Here is a 16786-nt window from a genome sequence, read left to right as displayed (position 1 = left end):
ACAGTATCGGCATGGGTGCCGCCACCAGAAACAAGGGCCGAGGAGCCACCGCCAATCCGGATTCCCGATTCAGCCGTCGGCAACGGGAATGCTTCGATGACGGCTGGACGCAAGAGATCGAGGCATTGCCCGCATTGCCGACGACGGTGACAGCGGAGCGGGCGCGATCGATCATTTCGCACAACCGATCTCCGGACGTGCCCTTCGAGCAGTCGATCAATCCCTACAGGGGCTGCGAGCACGGCTGCGTGTACTGCTTTGCCCGGCCCTCGCATTCGTATCTGGACCTCTCGCCGGGCCTGGATTTCGAAACCCGGCTGTTCTACAAGGAAAATGCCGTCGAACTGCTCGAGGCCGAACTGCGCAAACCCGGCTACCGCTGCAAGACGATCGTGCTGGGGATCAATACCGATGCCTATCAACCGGTCGAACGGCGCCTGGGCCTCACGCGCCGGCTGCTGGAGCTGATGGCCGAGTATCGCCATCCGGTCAGCATCCTGACCAAGGGCATCACCATCCTGCGTGATCTCGAACTCCTCGAAGATCTGGCCCGGGATGGTCTCGTCTCGGTGTCGGTCAGCCTGACGACCCTGGACAACGACCTCAAGCGCAGGCTGGAGCCGCGCACGGCCTCACCCGCGGCGCGTCTTCGCATTCTCTCGGCGCTGCACGAGATCGGCATCCAGCCAGGAGTGATGGTCGCGCCGGTCATCCCGGCGATCAACGACCATGAAATCGAGTCCATCCTTGAAAGCTCGGCGCAGGCCGGCGCGGTCCGGGCCGGCTACGTCGTGCTGCGCCTGCCGCACGAGCTCAAGGGCCTGTTCCGGGAATGGCTGGCGACGCATTATCCCGAACGCGCCAGCCACGTCATGAGCCTGGTCCGACAACTGCATGGCGGGCGCGACTATGACCCGGCCTGGGGCAAGCGCCAGACGGGTCGGGGTGAGTTCGCCAAACTGATCTCCACGCGATTCCAGATTGCCCGGCGGCGCTTCGGGCTTGCCGGCGATCGCCGCGAGCCGCTCAACACGGCAATCTTCCGGCCTCCGACACGCAGTGGCGAACAGATGGCGCTGCCGTGGCAGGCTTGAATGTCCGAAATGTCGCTATTAGAAATGACAATCATGGCAGCGGCATGTCGATGCCATGATCATCATGTCAATCCAATCCACCGAGTCCGGCGCCGTGCTCAACCGTCGTCGCCGGAACATGGATTGACTCCCATCCGCAGCAGCTTGCCGACAGTATCGGCCTCACCCCAGTGTTCGACAATGCGACCGATGGCGGCTGTGGATCGGGCCATTCAATCTTTGCCATCTCTGCGCGCCCCGGCAACCGGCAGGATGGTGCCCACGGCCAGCGCCACCTGTCTTTCGCCTTCGTCATCGCAGGCGTAGACCGCGCACTGGCATACGGCCTGGCGACGACCGCTGCTGACAACCTCGGCGCGGGCGATCAGACGCCTTCCTCGCGCCGGCCTCAGATAGTGCACCTTGAATTCAGAGGTGAGGCTGTCGCCGAGCACCGAGCCACCGGCGAAAGTCAAAGCATTGTCGGCCAGGTAGCTCACGACCCCGCCGTGGGCAAAGCCGTGCTGCTGCAGCAGGCGCTCGTCGAGCTCGAGCTCCAGTTCGGCCCGGCCGGGCTCGAACCGGTTCAGGCGTGTGCCGAGCAGCTGGCTGAACGGCTGCGCCTGAAGAATACGACGGGCCATGTCGATCGTGGATTGTTCCATGGCGAGCCTCCTCATGCAAGCGGGTGCGAGACCGCACCGATCTGCGACAACGCGGGCTGCATGTCGATGGACAACCAGGTCTCGGCGATACGGCCATTTTCCAGACGGTAGAACACCATGCCGTCGAATTCCACTCTGCGGCCGGTCGCCGGCAGGCCGGCGAATTCGCCGGAGTGGGTAACCGCCACCGTCCACTGCACTGCGACATGCTCGTGGTCGGCAACCATGCGCGCAATGCGGAAATCCATCTCGGAAAATGATTTTCGGAATGTCCGGAACCAGTTCTTGTAGCTTTCCCGGTCATCCGGATTGCCACCGGCGAATCCGTGGCAGACGATCTGCGGATCCACCGTGCGATCGATCACTTCCAGATCAGGCAGACCCCAGGAGTGCGTTTTCGCCAGGAATTCCTTTACGGTTTCAACATTGGTTTCGATGAGTTCAGTTTTCATGAGCATATCTCCCGATCAGGCAGCAGCGTGCAGGACGTCGGCGACGGCTTCGACATGGAAGGTGTCGGCAGGTCCACCACCATTGCGGCACCATGCGTTGAAAATGATGGGCGAGAGCGTCTCCAGCCCACCGGCGACCGGCGGTAAATGGCTGGATACCACGCACTGCGGCGCCAGGGCACCGAACGCCTTGAGCGTAGCTCCCAACCCATCCCGATCGACCTGCCCCAGCCACGGCGAATCGACCGCGGACCATTGCACCATGCCTTCGCGCAGCGCCTGTACACCGGCATCCTCGGCCCGCTCGACCGGCCCGGGCAGCAGGGCGCCGTAGCAGTCTGCGGTGAACAGCAACCCGTCACCCGGATCGAACAATCCCAGCGTCTCCGGCGCGTCGTAATACGGCGGTCGGATCGGGAGCAGCCGTCGACCGCCGATCTCCAGCAACCCGCCCGGTTCGACGATCTGCATGCGCTCAGGACGGATGCCGGCCATCGCCAGCTTGCCCATGCCGAGAAAACTGGTCAGCACCTTCGCCGAAGGCGCCACTTCGAGTAGTGCCGCCAGATTGCCGACGTGGTCGGCATCGGCGTGACTGATCCAGATCCACTTCAGGTCGACCGGGTCGACGACCTCTCCAAGCCGCTCCAGCCAGTCATCGCGCAGCGCAGCCAGACCGGTATCGACCAGCAGCGGTTCGCTGCAGTTCAGCACCAGACTGTTTACGGCCAGCGCGCCCATACCGGGCACGGGCATGAACGAGGGCAGCAACTTCCAGTCGCCGGCGATCGCTCGCAGCGGCTGCATGATTGGTGTTTCGATACTTGCCATGACGGTGTCCTTTTTTCGATGAACATAACTGTTTATTGAAAATAAATAATAATCAAACAAAACGGGGTTGTCAATGCTTCAGTAAACAGTTATGTTTATCCAATGGCAAAGAAACGCAAGTACACGCAGAAGAAACGTGCCGAATCCGCCGAGGAAACCCGGCGCCGTATCGTCGAGGCCACCGTCGAGCTGCATCAGGAAATCGGTCCGCGCGCCACGACGATCAGCGCCATCGCCGAACGTGCCGGGGTGCAGCGACTGACGATCTACCGTCATTTCCCCGACGAGACCGCAGTCTTTCAGGCCTGCACCAGCCACTGGCTGGAAGACCACCCCTTGCCGGACCCGGGCAGCTGGCAGACCATCGATGATGCCGCCGAACGCACCCGGACGGCGTTGCGGACGCTCTATCGCTACTACGCACAAACCCAGGCCATGTGGGATGCGGCCCACCGCGACGAGCCCGACGTACCCGCACTGCAGCAGCCGATGGCAGCGGTACGGGAGTATCTCGCGGGCATTGCCGACGATCTGGTACGTGCGCTCTCAGTAGGTGGCCGTCCGAAGAAGGCGCTAACAGCCACAGCCCACCACGCGGTCGCGTTCCGAACCTGGCAGTCGCTAGACCAGGCCTCAATGACGCCGGATCAGGCCGCCGAAGCAGTCACGAACTGGATTGCCGCCAGCCGCTGAGCAGCGGCAACCCGGCGATCAACGCGGCCACGTATTCCCGCCCGAGCGGTATTGGCCCTGACTAAATCAACGACTGCCTATCAGCCCGGCGAGATAGGTATTGGCCTCGACCAGTTCGTACCCTGCTGTCTCCTCGACAAAGTGGCGCAGCCAATAGCTATGCCCGCTGCCATAGACAACCAGCACCCGGTCTCCCGGTTCGGCCACCCGGGTCAATTTGGCAAAGATGCGCGCGTTGCGCTCGTAGTAGCGTGCGTTCAGCAGCGCACCCGGCTGCTGTTCGTGGTCGGCCAGCTCCAGCAGGCCATAGTAGAACTGACGATGCCCACGATCGATCAACCGCGGCTGGTTGATCCAGAACAGGGCATGGCCGATCGTCTGTTCGGCATGCATGCGCCCCATCGTCTCGACCAGGGCAGCGGCCATTTGCTGAAGCGATTCGACTGCGTCGCTTCGGCCGCTGGAATCGGCAAACTCGGAAACGACGCCGAATGGGAAATAGTCGGTTTCGTCGCTTTGCTCATCGATGCCGTACACCGCCTCATGGCCAAGCCGATGCGCCAGCCGGTAGCCGATCTGCTCGCGTTCGTTCCGGACCTGTTTCAGGATATCCGGCGTGAAGTCCTCGAAAGCCGCCAGTGACAGGTCCTCCCGCCCGGACACAGCCTCGACGGCAATCTTGTCGGGCTGAAACGTCGCCAGTGCCTGCGCGACCTGCTCGAGCTGTTCTTGACGCGCCGGTACGGTGACATCGTCAACCTCGACGTTGTGCAGATCCTGGCCCGGATTGGCCAGGTGATAAGTGCCCAGGATCATGACCTCGACATCGCGGGCCTGCAGCGCAGGAGCGCACAGCGTGGTGATCAACAGCATCGTGGGCATCAAAACCAGTCTTTTCACGGCACTTTCCAATCATTCAATTCGTGTTTCACACCATTGTGCAGCCAGAGGGAGGGCGGCCACATGTGCCAACGGTCCTGCCTTACACCATCCCGGCCATTTCACTATCCACCCAATGGCCGTCAGGACGGAAAGACGCGAAAAGTCACCAACAGATACACCGCGTAGGCCAGGAGGAATATTGCGCCCTCGATGCGGCTCAGTCGCCGCCCGGTCCACAGCATGAACAGGACGGCCACGCTGCAGGCCAGCAGTACCCACTGATCGAACACCACCATCCGATGAGGCAAGGGCAGCTGCTGAAGCAATGACGAGACCCCGAGAATGCCGAGCAGGTTGAACAGGTTGCTGCCCAGGATGTTGCCCACGGCCACTTCGACCTGGCGTCGGATCGTTGCGATCAGGGAGACCGCCAGTTCGGGCAGCGACGTCCCCACCGCAACCAGGGTCAGGCCGATGACAGCTTCCGAAACGCCCAGGTCGCGGGCCAGGGCCACGGCGCCGAGCAACAGCACGCGCGATCCCGCGATCAACAGCAACAAACCGCCCATCGTGGCAACGACGATGTAGACAACCGACCGGTCCTTGCTGCCGGGGACGTCGGGAGTTTCCGATACGCCGGGCTGACTTGCCTGAAGGCTTCTTTCGCTTCGATAGGCCCAGGCCAGGTAGCCGGCAAGTCCGGCCAGCAGAATCAGCCCATCGATACGGCCCAGTGCGATGCCACCGGCGAGCACGATGACCAGTCCGCTGACCGCCACTCCGGCAACGCCGTCTCTCGACAAGCCCAGCGGCGTAACCGGCAAGGGCCGGACCACCGCACAGAGGCCGAGAATCAACAGGACATTAGCGATGTTGCTGCCCATTACATTGCCCAGCGCAATGCCCGGCTGATTGATCAAGGCGGCATCCACGCTGACCACCAGTTCGGGTGTAGACGTACCGAACCCGACCACGACCAGCCCGGTCAGCAGGGCGCTGATCTGCAAGCGCCGGGCCAGACCCAGCGCGCCGCTGATCAGCACCTCACCACCCAGAGTAAGCAGGCCAATTCCGGCGATTACCAGCAACAGGTCGATCCACATTGATCCAGCTCCCACGATTTCTGAATTCGAGTCTAACCCGTGGCCGATGCGATCAGCTTGAACCGCAGCGGCGATCAGGGCTATTCTGCATGGATCAGAGCCGATCGAATAACTGCCGCGAAGAAGCAGCCAAAAGGGAGCCCTTCATGAATCAGCCAGAGTCCGCCAAAGCCGTCACGGCTTCGCAGACGACCATCGAATTTCGCGGTGGCAAGGCGCTCAGCGCCCTGCCCATCCTGTTCTTCATCGCCTGGGCCATTTTCCAGTCCGGCCTGTTGGGCATCAGCGCTACCGGCGGCCTGATCGTCGGCATGCTCGTCGGCCTGATCCTGGGCATGCTGTTTGTCAAGGGCGACTGGAAGGAATACGCCAACACGGTGTTCGAGGGGATGGCCCAGCCCGTAGCGGTCACTGCCATCGTCGCCTGGTTGTGGGCCGGCATGTTCGCCGGCACGCTACAGGTCGGCGCCTTCGTCGACGGCCTGGGCTGGCTGGCCGTGGCCGCCGGCATCGGCCCACTGCTGTTCCCGGCCATCACGTTTCTGCTTGCAGCCCTGCTGGCGACCGGCATCGGCACCGGCTACGGCACGGTCATCGCCTTTGTCGCCCTGTTCTTCCCGGCCGGTGTGGCACTCGGCGCCGACCCGGTGATCATGTTCGGCGCGATCCTGTCGGGTGCGGTATTCGGCGACAACCTGGCGCCAGTCTCCGATACCACGATCGTCAGTGCGGTGACCCAGGATTCCGATGTCGGCGGCGTGGTCGCCAGCCGCTTCAAGTACGCCATTATCGCCGCCATCCTGTCGCTGATCGCCTACGTGATCGCCAGCGCCATGTTCAGCGGCAGCACCATCGCACCGGAAGTCGCCGAGGCCTTCCGCGCGCAGACCAATCCGGCCGGCCTGCTGCACCTGCTGTCCATGGGCGTGGTGATCTTTACCGCGATTGCCGGGCGGCACATCATCGAGGCCATTTCCTGGGGCCTGATCGTGGCGATTGTCGTCAATCTGGTCTTCGGCCTGGCGCCGGGCACGGACATGCTCGTATTCAATGTCGCCGAAGGCGGCTGGGCGGCCGCTACCTTCGGTGGCTGGCCGCTGGTCGAAGTGGTCGCCGCGGCCGATGCCGGTGTCGGCGGCAGCCTCTACGACGGGGCGCTCGGCTTTGCCGAACTGGCCGTATTGATCCTGCTGGTCATCGCCGGCGCACAGATCATGATGCGCGGTGGTGCCTTCCACGCGCTCGAGGACTGGCTGCTCGGGACTGTAGCCAAGACCGTGCGCTCGGCCGAGATGGTCATGGTGACCGTCACCGCCTCGATCAATGCGGCGATCACCATCAACACCGCCGCCCAGATCGCGGTGGCGCCCTACATCGCCACCATCGGCAAGCGCTTCAACATCAACGGCTACCGCCGCGCCAACATCCTGGATGCCAACACCTCGGCGCTGGGCTACATCTTCCCCTGGGCCGGCGGCGTGCTGGTCGGCTATACCCAGATGACGGCCCTGGTCGAGCAATACGACTGGTTCAGCACCGACATGGTGGTCGCGCCCATCCAGGCCTGGCCCTGGGTCTTCCACGGCTGGCTGCTGGTCATCGTCTTCCTGGTCTCGGCCTGGACAGGCTTCGGCCGCGAGTACACCACCGATCGCCTGAGCAACCGGAGTACAACATCATGAGCAAGGGACTGTTTGCCAACTGGCGTTTTCGCAGCAGCACGCCGACCTTCGAGCCGGGTGAGCAGCTCGAGGTTTACCTGACGAATTTCGATGGTAGCCGCGGTGAAGCGAGGGTCGGTGACACCATCCTCGAAGTCGAAGGCGCCTCGGCGGGGCAGGTCGATCAGCTGGTCGAGATCACTGTCGACTCCTTCGACAAGTCCGCCCACCGCGGCCAGGCGCGCATCCGCTCGGGCTGAGCAAAGTCGGCGACCTCCGTCACGGCTGTTTCCGGGCGATGCGCGCGTGCACCTCGCCCAGCTGCATCAGGGCTGCCGAGGCATACCAGGGGTGAAATTCGGCCTGCAGGCGCCCGGCCTCGATAGCCGGATCGCTGGCGGTCAACTCGCGCGCTGCCTCGACCGAATCGACGGCGAACACGAATGCACCGCGCAAGTCCCCGCCCTCGATGAACGGCCCGGCCAGTACCAGCACGCCCTCGTCGGCCAGCCGCCGGATGTTGGCCATGTGACCCTGTTGCAGCGCCATGGCGGCCTCGGGATCCTGGTCGGTATTTTCGCCGGCGTAGAGCATCACCAGCACATAGCGGCGCATGCCGTAGTCATCAGCACCCAGTTCTGCCGCCAGTTCGGCATCGAAACCACCCGATGGACCATCGGGGTTCTCGGCTGCCACTGCGCTGGGCAATATGCTCCAGGCCAGGCAGGCCAGGAGCGCTAGATAGCGGACTGAAGTATTCATCGTCGATTCCTGGTCCGGGTGATCCTGCGCCAGTCTGCCACATCTGTCAGGGGCTGGAGATCTGGTCCACAACCGGCTTGCGCATAGGCGGGCGCTTTCTCGCTCCGACGACTCTGCACGGGATAGCCGCTTCCAGCGACGCGGGCAAAAGAACGATCGGCAGGCTATGATGCGCGTTCCAAGGGAGGTTCACTGCAACATGAAACGGATCCGCTGGACGGCGGCGCTGATACCACCCCGGCGCGTCGGACTGATACCGACCTGGTTGTTCGTGCTGCTGGCGCTGGCCGCGTATCTCGCGACCGCGGTGCTGGCCCGCCAACTCGTCGGCGCCGGGCCTGTGGCCACCATCTGGCCGCCGGCCGCCGTGGCGCTGGCGGCACTGCTCCTGGGCGGCTGGTGGATGCTGCCGCTGATCATCCTCGGCGATATCCTGGCCATGAAACTCACGGGGCTGCCGACCCTGCCGCTGGCCGTGGTGGGCGGCACCGTGAGCCTGATCGCCGGTGTCGTGCTCTACCGGCGCATCGTATCCCGCGCACCTCTGCCCCAGCGCTTCAACGAAAGCGTCAGGCTCATTTTGATCGTGCTGCCCGTCATTGCAGCCATCACCGCCGTCACCGGCGTGGGTGCGCTCCGTCTTGCGGACCTGTTGGATCGCTTCTCGACGCCAATGCTGGTAACCAGTTGGTGGCTGGGCGACCTGCTCGGATTGATCGTCTTCACTCCCCTGCTGATGGCACTCGGCGCCCGACTCTGCGGTCTGACCGGCACGTTTCACAGCCGGAAGCGCGGTTACGCCTGGGAGCGTGCGATCGTGCCGGTGGTATCGATCGGTGCGTTGGCTGCAACCTGGCATCCCGCCCTGGCGCCGGGTTTCGCAACGATGGCCGAGCTGCCGGGCATCCACGTGGTTCCGATTCTGCTGGCGCTGTTCATGCTCATGCTGTGGAGCGCCCTGAGACTTTCCTCGCTGACCACCTTCCTGGTTACCCCGATACTTGTCGTTGCCGGTCTGCGACTCGGTCTGGCCGGCCTGGCATCGCTTGAATCGAGCGCCGTCATCGCCCAGTGGCTGGCGCTGCTGCCCACCCTGCTGGTGATGTCGGCAACAGCTCTGCTGATCGAAGCCGGTGACCGCGACCGTGACCAGTATGAACGCCGTCTACGCTTCCGGTCGCGCCACGACCCGCTCACCGGCCTGCTCAATCGCCGTGCATTTGCCGAGCAGGCACGAACCCGACTCAGCGGCGGAGACGAACCCTGGCTGCTCGGCTACATGGATCTCGACCAGTTTCAGTCCATCAACGACACGCTCGGACACGGCAGCGGCGACGAAATGCTCGCCGAACTGACCGAATCGATCCGGACGATCCTTGAACCCGAAGACTGCCTGGCCCGGTTGGGCGGCGACGAGTTCGGCTTGATCGTAAGTGGCCGCTGGGACGAAGTGGGTGAGCAGCGTATGCGAGCCCTGCACGGGCAGGTCGGCAAGTTCCGTTTCGTCCGTTCGGGACAATCATTTTCGACCCGCGCCACCATCGGCGTGACACCGCTTGCCGGCGACCCGGAGGACTACGAGCGGCTGCTCGGAACCGCCGATACCGCCTGCATCGCGGCCAAGGAAAGCGGCGGCAACCGCATCCTCTACTCCGCCGGACCGGATCGAGTCTACCGGCGTCTGGCCGAGATGCGCCAGATTCCGGTCATCCAGCAGGCCATCGACGAAGACCGGGTCGAGTTGTACGAACAACCGTTGTTCCGGCTGGATGGAAGTGAATCCAGCCCGATGATCGAAATCCTGTGCCGGCTCAGGAGCGACGAAGGCTACCTGCTGATGCCCGAGGCCTTCATCCCCGTTGCCGAACGCTTCGGCCTGATGCCTGCAGTCGACCGAATGGTCGTGCGCCACGCAATCGAGTGGCTCGGCAAGTGCGCCGCTCCGCCGCGGCGCTGTTTCATCAATCTGTCGGCTGCCTCGATCAACGACCCCGAATTTACCGCGTTTCTGATCGAAGCAATCAGTGACGATTCCGTCGACCCGTTCAGGCTGGGCTTCGAGATCACCGAAACGGCCGCCATCCAGCATTACGAAACCGCCAGTGACCTGATCGACCGATTGCGTGCCCTGGGGTGCCTGATCGCGCTCGACGATTTCGGAACGGGCATGTCATCGTTCGGTCACCTGCAACACCTGAACGTCGACATCGTCAAGATCGATGGGCAATTCGTCCGCGACTTGACCGAACGCCCCATCAACGAGGCCATCGTCCGTTCCATCGCCGAAATCGGACACAGTACCGGCATCCTGACCGTTGCTGAATGGGTCGAGTCGGCGGAAGTCGTCGCCATCATCAAACGCATCGGGATCGACTACGCTCAGGGCTACCATTTCGGTCGACCCAGCCCGGTGAAATGACACGGGCGACCCGAGATCGGCGGCACTCCAGGCACGACTCTCTCGGAGTTCCCGGACGAGTAGCCAGCCCAATCAGCTCGGATCGGATCGGATGAGTCTCGCGATCAGCCCTTCGAGCCAACGCAGGGCTTGCGGATACTCGCTCGCCCGGAACACGAACTCCTGCCCCCGCGAAGCCGATCGGAGGCGGGTAATGCCGCCCGAGTCCGACCAGCGAGCCGCGTCGCGATGGTAGGTCATGGCCGACCGGCCGTTGCCAGGATGCATCCACACCGGCAACCGCCAATGGCTGGGCAGGGATGAACCGGGGTCACTGAGCTGCAACAAGCGGTGATACCGGGGACAGACACCGCTGCCCGCAAGACCCGTCTTTCCGCCATTGGGAAAAATCAGTTCCTTGCGGCCAAGGTAGAGCACGTTGTCAGCCGATGCCGGATGACTGAAATGCGGGTGCTCCCGTGCCCAGCGCCGAATCGAGTCGGGACATTCCGCAACTGGAACCATATCGGCGATCTGCAGCCAGCCCCAGATCAGGTGAATGCGCGGCGAACTGCGATCGAAGCGGTATCGGCCATGCCGGCGCAGCACGCGCTGGAAGAGTCCGAAGAACACGAACAGGTCGCCCGGCCCAACGCCCTGGTTACGCAAATGCCCCTGAGCAGCGCCTTCCTGGCCGAACAGCGGCTGCCAGCCGGTCGGCCGCGGGCGGTCCTGGGCGACCAGATCGGGGTCGAGGTGGGCGCGCGAACTGCGACGAACACGGCCGCGCGTCAGGTTGGACACCAACTCGCCAACATCCCGTCCCGGCCCGCCAATCTCGCCGTAGCGCACCGGTGAGCTCGGATCGGGAATCGGCAGCGACACGATCCGCCCGTCCGGCAGAATCGGGCTGGGCACGCCACCGGCGGTGGAGTCGAACCCCTTGCGACTGAGGATGATCTTCACCCTCCTCATCGTGCCAGAGGACACACGGGCTTTCACCTCACCCGCTGCGCACCAATCTGCGTTAATCTGCGTTCATCTGCGCCCTCAACGACTCCTGAACCTCCATATGAGCAGTCAGTATCAAGCCTCCGACATCGAAGTCCTCCAGGGCCTGGAGCCGGTCCGGCGCCGGCCGGGCATGTATACCGACACCACCCGGCCCAATCACCTGGTGGCCGAGGTGGTCGACAACGCCGTCGACGAGGCCCTGGCCGGATATGCCAAACACATCGACGTGGTCCTGCACGAGGACGGCTCGATCGAAGTCACCGACGACGGTCGCGGCATGCCGGTCGACCCGCATCCGGAGCACAAACTCCCGGGTGTCGAACTCATCCTTACGCGCCTGCACGCCGGCGGCAAGTTTTCGGGCAAGAACTACAAGTTCTCCGGCGGGCTGCACGGCGTGGGCGTGTCGGTGGTCAATGCCCTGTCGAAGAAGCTCATCTGCCGCATCAAACGCAATGGCGAGGAACACGAGATCAGCTTCGCAGGCGGCGAGACCAATGCGCCGCTGACGGTCGTCGACTCGGTCGGCAAGCGCAACACCGGAACCCGGGTGCATTTCTGGCCGGATCCGCAGTACTTCGACTCGCCCAACATTTCACGCCCGCGCCTGAAGCACTTGCTCAAGGCCAAGGCCATCCTCTGTCCCGGCCTGGAAGTCAAACTCGACGACCGCGCCAACAATGAGACAGAGACCTGGCAGTTCGAAGACGGTCTGACCGACTACCTGACCGAGAGCCTCGAGGGTTTCGAGCGGGTCCCTGAAAAGCCTTTCACCGGCGAGTTCTCAGGTGCCGACCAGGAGGCCCAGTGGGCGCTGGCCTGGGTCCCCGAGGGCGAGCTGGTCCAGGAATCCTACGTCAACCTGATTCCCACCCCGGCCGGCGGAACGCACACCAACGGCCTGAGAACCGGACTGATCGAAGCCCTGCGCGAGTTCTGCGAGATCCGCAGCCTGCTTCCCAGAGGCGTCAAGCTGGCCCCGGAGGACGTCTGGGAACGGCTCAGTTTCTTGCTGTCGATCAAGCTCGAGGATCCGCAGTTCTCGGGCCAGACCAAGGAGCGGCTGTCGTCAAGATCGGCCGCCAGCTTCGTCTCGGGCGTGGTCAAGGACGCCTTCGCCCTGTGGCTGAACAAGCACGTCAACGACGGCGAGACCATTGCAAAGCTGGCCATCGACAATGCGCTCAAGCGCCAGAAGGCGCGCAAGAAGGTCGCCCGTCGCAAGGTCACCGCCGGCCCGGCCCTGCCCGGCAAGCTGGCCGACTGCGCTTCAACCGATCTGGAAGAAACCGAACTGTTCCTGGTGGAAGGGGACTCGGCGGGAGGCAGCGCCAAGCAGGCGCGCAACCGCGAGTACCAGGCGATCATGCCGCTCAGGGGCAAGATCCTCAACACCTGGGAGACCGACCCGGCCCAGGTTCTGCAGTCGCAGGAAGTCCATGACCTGGCGATCGCCATCGGCGTCGACCCGGGTTCCGACGACCTGGGCAAACTCCGCTACGGCAAGGTCATCATCCTGGCCGACGCCGATTCAGACGGCCTGCACATCGCCACCCTGTTATCCGCCCTGTTTCTCAAGCACTTCCGGCCGCTGGTCGACGCCGGCCGGGTGTTCGTGGCCATGCCGCCGCTGTTTCGCATCGATGTGGGCAAGCAGACCTTCTACGCACTCGATCACGAAGAGCGCAAGGGACTATTCGCCCGCATCGAAGCCGAGAAGCTCAAGGGCAAGGTCACCGAAACCCGCTTCAAGGGCCTGGGCGAAATGAGCCCGCTGCAGCTTCGCGAAACCACCATCGACCCCGACACGCGCCGCCTGCTGCAACTGACGGTCGACGACCCGGCGCAGACCGACGCCCTGATGGACATGTTGCTGGGCAAGAAACGCGCCGCCGACCGACGTGCCTGGCTGGAGGAAAAGGGGAATCTGGCGGAGATCGAGGTCTAAGCAACGCCCATCCGGCCCGGGCCACGCAGGCCGCGCCTATCGCTCATTATCTTCAATCGCGTTCGGGCAACGGGCTGAAGCGTTTAGCCTGCTACGGCCTATTCTGAACGACTTTCAGGTGGTACTGCGCCAGCGGTCCAGCCAGGCGCGCAGTTCGTCACCAGGCAGCGCAGGGCTCCAGAGAAATCCCTGCCCCAACTCGCAGCCCAGTTCGGCCAGAATGGTGGCCTGCGCTTCAGTCTCCACCCCCTCCGCAGTCACGCTCATATCGAGAGAATGTGCAGCCTCGATCATGGCGAGCACGAGCCGGCGGCTCTTGCCATCACCCTCGAGGGGTCGAATGAACGCGCGATCGATCTTGAGGTTCGTTGCCGGCAGCCGCCTCAAGTAGGCGAAGGATGAGTAGCCCGTGCCGAAGTCGTCAATGCTGACCCCGACGCCATGATCACGCAGACGGCTCAACAGCCGAATGGCCGTTTCGGGCTCGCGCATCAGTGTTGACTCGGTGATTTCGATCTCCATATGCTCCGGTGGTGTTCCCGTCTCGCGCAACCCCTTGATCAATTCGTTGACGAGCGTATCGTCGGCAAGGTTGCGTGGTGCGAAATTGATGCTGACCGGGACCAGGATGCCGCTGCGCGCGAAGTCAGTTGCGGTCCGCAAGACAAACTGCGTAAATGATTGAATCAGGCTGGTATTTTCCAGCTTGGGCATGAACGCGCCGGGAGCCACCAGACCGTCGCTGGCGCGCCACCGGATCAGTGCTTCCGCGCCGGCCGGCTCGCGCCGATCCAGAGTCAATTTGGGCTGGTAATGCAGCTCGAACTCGCCTCTCTCAAGGGCCTTTTCGGCCCGGGCGATCAACTGCATGGACTCACCGCCGGAACTTTCCAGCGCGGGCTCGTAGGTGACCCACTTGGATTCGCCTGAAATCGCCCTGCGCAAGGCGACACGTGCCCGCCGGATATACTCCTGCGGTTGGATTTCACCCTCGCCTCCTGCGTGCCCGATTCCTAGCGCAGGCTCGATCCGAACGGGTGCATCATCGACCTCCATGGAGGTACCGGCAACATCGTGCACCCTGCGAGCGAGCCGCTTCAATTCACGATGCCCTCTTGTTCGTGCGATGCAAGCCAGTTCGGAAGTGCTGAAGCGGTATACACACCGCAACTCGGGACAGACGCGCTGAAGGTGGTCTCCCAGTTCGCCCATGACGCGATCCGCCCGTTCGATGCCGATGACATCGACCAGTTCGACAAGATCAGTCGCTCTCACAAGTACGACCGCCAGCGTACCGGCCTCGGGGTTGGCGATCCTCACACCGAGGTCGTGCTTGAGAGCAGTCTGATTGAGCAGCCCGGACGTGGAATCAACGCGCGCCGCCCGGATCTGCTTGCGCGCCGCCTGTCGGAGAAAATCGAACAATCCCCCGGCTACGGTACCGACCATCAGGAAGACGCCTCCGCGAACCAGCCAGTGTTCGAGCGGCTGAGCGGTCGCATCAGCGACATCAAGTGGCATGAAGGGTCCGATCAACAGCGAACCGGCCAGGGCCATCGCCAGTCCACCGGCCAGTCCATAGGCAGCGGCCGCGAGCAGTACCGGCAGAAGCATGACGTAGGTATAAGCACCACTGGCTCCGCCGGTGTTGTACACAAGAAGCCAACAGCCCCAAAGCAGTGCCAGCAACCCCACACTCTTCAACAGATGGCGAAGCCAGCGGGATTGCACCGACGGCAGTTCTCTCGTCACGCGAGTCAATAGAGCATTCATGATGCGAGACCCCTCCACCGCAGTTCATCGGCAACGGTGCACCCTCACGAGGCCACCGCCTTCTCCAAAGCGCGCATCGCCCTGCAATGCACTCGCATTCTGGGCAAATGATATCTGCCCAATACAGATTTGCCGATTCAGACTATCAGCAGAGCCGTCCGACTGCACGCGTGGCCCCCGAAACGACTGAGGGCTTCCAAAGTCGGAACTCTTGCAATTATGAAGGGCTACTGGGCAAGAAACGCGCCGCCGACCGGCGTGCCTGGCTGGAGGAAAAGGGAAATTTGGCGGAAATCGAGGTCTGAAAATGGCTTTCAGCACTGGTACTGACAGTGAAAGCCATGCCATAATCGCCGCTCAATTACGAAACGCTTCGTGGAGTTTGCCAGATGATGAAATCAGTATTGCTCGCTGTTGTCAGCGCCCTCGTGCTTGCCGCCTGCGCCACCACCCCGCAGAGAACCCCTTCCCCGAACGATCCGTTCGCCATGCCGATCGAGGAGTTCCAGCAGGAGACGGCCAAGCTGCGGGCCAACCTGAAGGACGGGGAACCGCGCGAGCTCGATGAGAAGGAGTGGGAACGCCTGGACGAAATCCTGGCCAATATGGACGAGCTGGTGGGAGACGCGACCGAGATCGACCAGATCCCCATGAACAACCGGACCCGCCTCTACGAACTGCGTTCGAGCATGCTCAATCTGCTGGTCGGAGATGTCGAGGACGAAGTCGTGTGCTTTCGCCAGCAAACGACCGGCACTCGCTTGAAAGACCGGCAACGTTGCTACACCCTGGCTCAGCTCCAGGCTGAAAAGTTCGAAGCCGAAACTCTGATGCGCTACATCGATTCCATACCGCAGGGCATGGACGAGTCCGGCGGTTTCTGACCGCCGCACCGCAGGGCTGATACCCGGTGGCGCAGGATCTTGCGCCACCGGACTCCTCCTTCACGAACCCATCATGCGCGTTCTGGTCCAATCCAGATATGGAATCACGTTGCATGAACCCCACGCGTCGGCGCCTGATGAAGCTGGCGACCCTGTCGCTTCCACTGGTGTGGCTAGGCGCGGCCGGAAGGTGGGGACATGCGGGAGATGGCCCAATGTCTTTCGAAACCCTCGAACTTGAAGCGCGTCAGTGGCGCGAAATTCTCACGCCCGAACAGTTCCGCGTGCTGCGACGCGAAGGCACCGAACCCTCTCGTAGCAGCCCCCTCAATGACGAGAAGCGGGCTGGCATCTACATCTGCGCCGGCTGCTTTCTGCCGCTTTTCTCGAGCGAGCACAAGTTCGAATCAGGCACCGGCTGGCCCAGCTTCTACCAGCCGATGCATGCCGAACATGTCGACACAAAGAAGGATTTTCGCCTGATCTGGCCGCGCACCGAATACCACTGCGCACGCTGCGGCGGTCACCAGGGGCACGTCTTCGACGACGGGCCGGAACCGACCGGCCAGCGCTGGTGCAACAACGGCGTGGCGCTGGAATTCGTCCCGGAAGGCGAATCCCTTCCTGAGCTGCGCCGGGGCGAATGA

At 63.1% G+C, this 16786-nt stretch carries 16 protein-coding genes; 8 read left to right on the top strand and 8 right to left on the bottom strand.

Features of this window, described 5'->3' with window-relative positions:
• Nucleotides 1-11 precede the first annotated feature (11 nt).
• Nucleotides 12-1094: a PA0069 family radical SAM protein gene (locus tag G4Y73_RS02375; protein WP_164228973.1), complete on the top strand. Its 1083-nt coding sequence runs from the start codon at nt 12-14 to the stop codon at nt 1092-1094.
• 212 nt (nt 1095-1306) lie between these two features.
• Here the strand turns inward: G4Y73_RS02375 and G4Y73_RS02370 are convergent, their stop codons facing one another.
• Genes G4Y73_RS02370 through G4Y73_RS02360 form a run of 3 tightly spaced genes read right to left on the bottom strand, consistent with a single transcriptional unit; the run spans nt 1307 to nt 3021 of the window.
• Nucleotides 1307-1738 carry a PaaI family thioesterase gene (locus tag G4Y73_RS02370; RefSeq protein WP_164228970.1) on the bottom strand — a complete coding sequence of 144 codons (432 nt, stop codon included), beginning with the start codon at nt 1736-1738 and terminating at the stop codon, nt 1307-1309.
• Nucleotides 1739-1749: 11 nt separating this feature from the next.
• Nucleotides 1750-2190, bottom strand: a complete 441-nt coding sequence (locus G4Y73_RS02365; protein ID WP_164228968.1) for an ester cyclase — start codon at nt 2188-2190, stop codon at nt 1750-1752.
• 15 nt (nt 2191-2205) lie between these two features.
• Complete coding sequence (locus tag G4Y73_RS02360) at nt 2206-3021, bottom strand: MBL fold metallo-hydrolase (protein WP_164228966.1); 816 nt, start codon at nt 3019-3021, stop codon at nt 2206-2208.
• Nucleotides 3022-3123: 102 nt separating this feature from the next.
• On the opposite strand from G4Y73_RS02360, the gene G4Y73_RS02355 reads away from it, so the two are divergent.
• Nucleotides 3124-3714 carry a TetR/AcrR family transcriptional regulator gene (locus G4Y73_RS02355; protein WP_164228964.1) on the top strand — a complete coding sequence of 197 codons (591 nt, stop codon included), beginning with the start codon at nt 3124-3126 and terminating at the stop codon, nt 3712-3714.
• Between the two features lie 66 nt (nt 3715-3780).
• Here the strand turns inward: G4Y73_RS02355 and G4Y73_RS02350 are convergent, their stop codons facing one another.
• On the bottom strand, nt 3781-4614 hold the full coding sequence (locus G4Y73_RS02350) for a DUF5694 domain-containing protein (protein ID WP_164228962.1): 834 nt from the start codon (nt 4612-4614) through the stop codon (nt 3781-3783).
• A 122-nt stretch (nt 4615-4736) separates the two neighbouring features.
• Nucleotides 4737-5699 carry a calcium/sodium antiporter gene (locus G4Y73_RS02345; protein WP_164228960.1) on the bottom strand — a complete coding sequence of 321 codons (963 nt, stop codon included), beginning with the start codon at nt 5697-5699 and terminating at the stop codon, nt 4737-4739.
• Between the two features lie 146 nt (nt 5700-5845).
• Here G4Y73_RS02345 and G4Y73_RS02340 point away from each other — a divergent pair, with 146 nt between their 5' ends.
• Nucleotides 5846-7381 (top strand): Na+/H+ antiporter NhaC family protein, encoded by a 1536-nt coding sequence (locus G4Y73_RS02340; protein ID WP_164228958.1) that lies wholly within the window; start codon nt 5846-5848, stop codon nt 7379-7381.
• Nucleotides 7378-7620 (top strand): hypothetical protein, encoded by a 243-nt coding sequence (locus G4Y73_RS02335; RefSeq protein WP_164228956.1) that lies wholly within the window; start codon nt 7378-7380, stop codon nt 7618-7620. Before G4Y73_RS02340 ends, G4Y73_RS02335 begins: the two co-directional genes overlap by 4 nt.
• 19 nt (nt 7621-7639) lie before the next feature.
• Here G4Y73_RS02335 and G4Y73_RS02330 read toward each other — a convergent pair whose 3' ends face one another.
• The gene (locus G4Y73_RS02330; protein ID WP_164228954.1) at nt 7640-8122 is read right to left on the bottom strand and encodes a YciI family protein; all 483 of its coding nucleotides are present in this window, start codon (nt 8120-8122) and stop codon (nt 7640-7642) included.
• A gap of 199 nt (nt 8123-8321) precedes the next feature.
• Here G4Y73_RS02330 and G4Y73_RS02325 point away from each other — a divergent pair, with 199 nt between their 5' ends.
• Nucleotides 8322-10541, top strand: a complete 2220-nt coding sequence (locus G4Y73_RS02325; protein WP_164228952.1) for an EAL domain-containing protein — start codon at nt 8322-8324, stop codon at nt 10539-10541.
• 72 nt (nt 10542-10613) lie between these two features.
• On the opposite strand, the gene G4Y73_RS02320 is transcribed toward G4Y73_RS02325, so the two are convergent.
• On the bottom strand, nt 10614-11486 hold the full coding sequence (locus G4Y73_RS02320) for a hypothetical protein (protein WP_164228950.1): 873 nt from the start codon (nt 11484-11486) through the stop codon (nt 10614-10616).
• 106 nt (nt 11487-11592) lie between these two features.
• On the opposite strand from G4Y73_RS02320, the gene parE reads away from it, so the two are divergent.
• A complete protein-coding gene (parE, locus tag G4Y73_RS02315; RefSeq protein WP_164228948.1) occupies nt 11593-13482 on the top strand; it encodes a DNA topoisomerase IV subunit B in 1890 nt (629 codons plus the stop codon).
• Between the two features lie 114 nt (nt 13483-13596).
• Here parE and G4Y73_RS02310 read toward each other — a convergent pair whose 3' ends face one another.
• Nucleotides 13597-15096, bottom strand: coding sequence for a bifunctional diguanylate cyclase/phosphodiesterase (locus tag G4Y73_RS02310; protein ID WP_164228946.1), 1500 nt, complete (start codon nt 15094-15096; stop codon nt 13597-13599).
• A gap of 548 nt (nt 15097-15644) precedes the next feature.
• Between G4Y73_RS02310 and G4Y73_RS02305 the strand changes: the two genes are divergently transcribed.
• Together G4Y73_RS02305 and msrB are read left to right on the top strand one after the other, a co-directional pair.
• Nucleotides 15645-16139, top strand: coding sequence for a hypothetical protein (locus tag G4Y73_RS02305; protein ID WP_164228944.1), 495 nt, complete (start codon nt 15645-15647; stop codon nt 16137-16139).
• Nucleotides 16140-16354: 215 nt separating this feature from the next.
• On the top strand, nt 16355-16786 hold the full coding sequence (gene msrB, locus G4Y73_RS02300) for a peptide-methionine (R)-S-oxide reductase MsrB (protein WP_240451120.1): 432 nt from the start codon (nt 16355-16357) through the stop codon (nt 16784-16786).

The sequence above is a fragment of the Wenzhouxiangella sp. XN201 genome (assembly GCF_011008905.1).
Classification (GTDB): domain Bacteria; phylum Pseudomonadota; class Gammaproteobacteria; order Xanthomonadales; family Wenzhouxiangellaceae; genus Wenzhouxiangella.
Note: the sequence above shows the minus strand (reverse complement) of the source record. Positions and strands in the feature narration are given on the sequence as shown.

Bases quoted from the DNA above. Each gene is read 5' to 3' on its own strand.
- G4Y73_RS02375 (WP_164228973.1), top strand. From the start codon at position 12: ATGGGTGCCGCCACCAGAAACAAGGGCCGAGGAGCCACCGCCAATCCG.
- G4Y73_RS02370 (WP_164228970.1), bottom strand. From the start codon at position 1,738: ATGGAACAATCCACGATCGACATGGCCCGTCGTATTCTTCAGGCGCAG.
- G4Y73_RS02365 (WP_164228968.1), bottom strand. From the start codon at position 2,190: ATGAAAACTGAACTCATCGAAACCAATGTTGAAACCGTAAAGGAATTC.
- G4Y73_RS02360 (WP_164228966.1), bottom strand. From the start codon at position 3,021: ATGGCAAGTATCGAAACACCAATCATGCAGCCGCTGCGAGCGATCGCC.
- G4Y73_RS02355 (WP_164228964.1), top strand. From the start codon at position 3,124: ATGGCAAAGAAACGCAAGTACACGCAGAAGAAACGTGCCGAATCCGCC.
- G4Y73_RS02345 (WP_164228960.1), bottom strand. From the start codon at position 5,699: ATGTGGATCGACCTGTTGCTGGTAATCGCCGGAATTGGCCTGCTTACT.
- G4Y73_RS02340 (WP_164228958.1), top strand. From the start codon at position 5,846: ATGAATCAGCCAGAGTCCGCCAAAGCCGTCACGGCTTCGCAGACGACC.
- G4Y73_RS02335 (WP_164228956.1), top strand. From the start codon at position 7,378: ATGAGCAAGGGACTGTTTGCCAACTGGCGTTTTCGCAGCAGCACGCCG.
- G4Y73_RS02330 (WP_164228954.1), bottom strand. From the start codon at position 8,122: ATGAATACTTCAGTCCGCTATCTAGCGCTCCTGGCCTGCCTGGCCTGG.
- G4Y73_RS02325 (WP_164228952.1), top strand. From the start codon at position 8,322: ATGAAACGGATCCGCTGGACGGCGGCGCTGATACCACCCCGGCGCGTC.
- parE (WP_164228948.1), top strand. From the start codon at position 11,593: ATGAGCAGTCAGTATCAAGCCTCCGACATCGAAGTCCTCCAGGGCCTG.
- G4Y73_RS02310 (WP_164228946.1), bottom strand. From the start codon at position 15,096: ATGCTTCTGCCGGTACTGCTCGCGGCCGCTGCCTATGGACTGGCCGGT.
- G4Y73_RS02305 (WP_164228944.1), top strand. From the start codon at position 15,645: ATGATGAAATCAGTATTGCTCGCTGTTGTCAGCGCCCTCGTGCTTGCC.
- msrB (WP_240451120.1), top strand. From the start codon at position 16,355: ATGTCTTTCGAAACCCTCGAACTTGAAGCGCGTCAGTGGCGCGAAATT.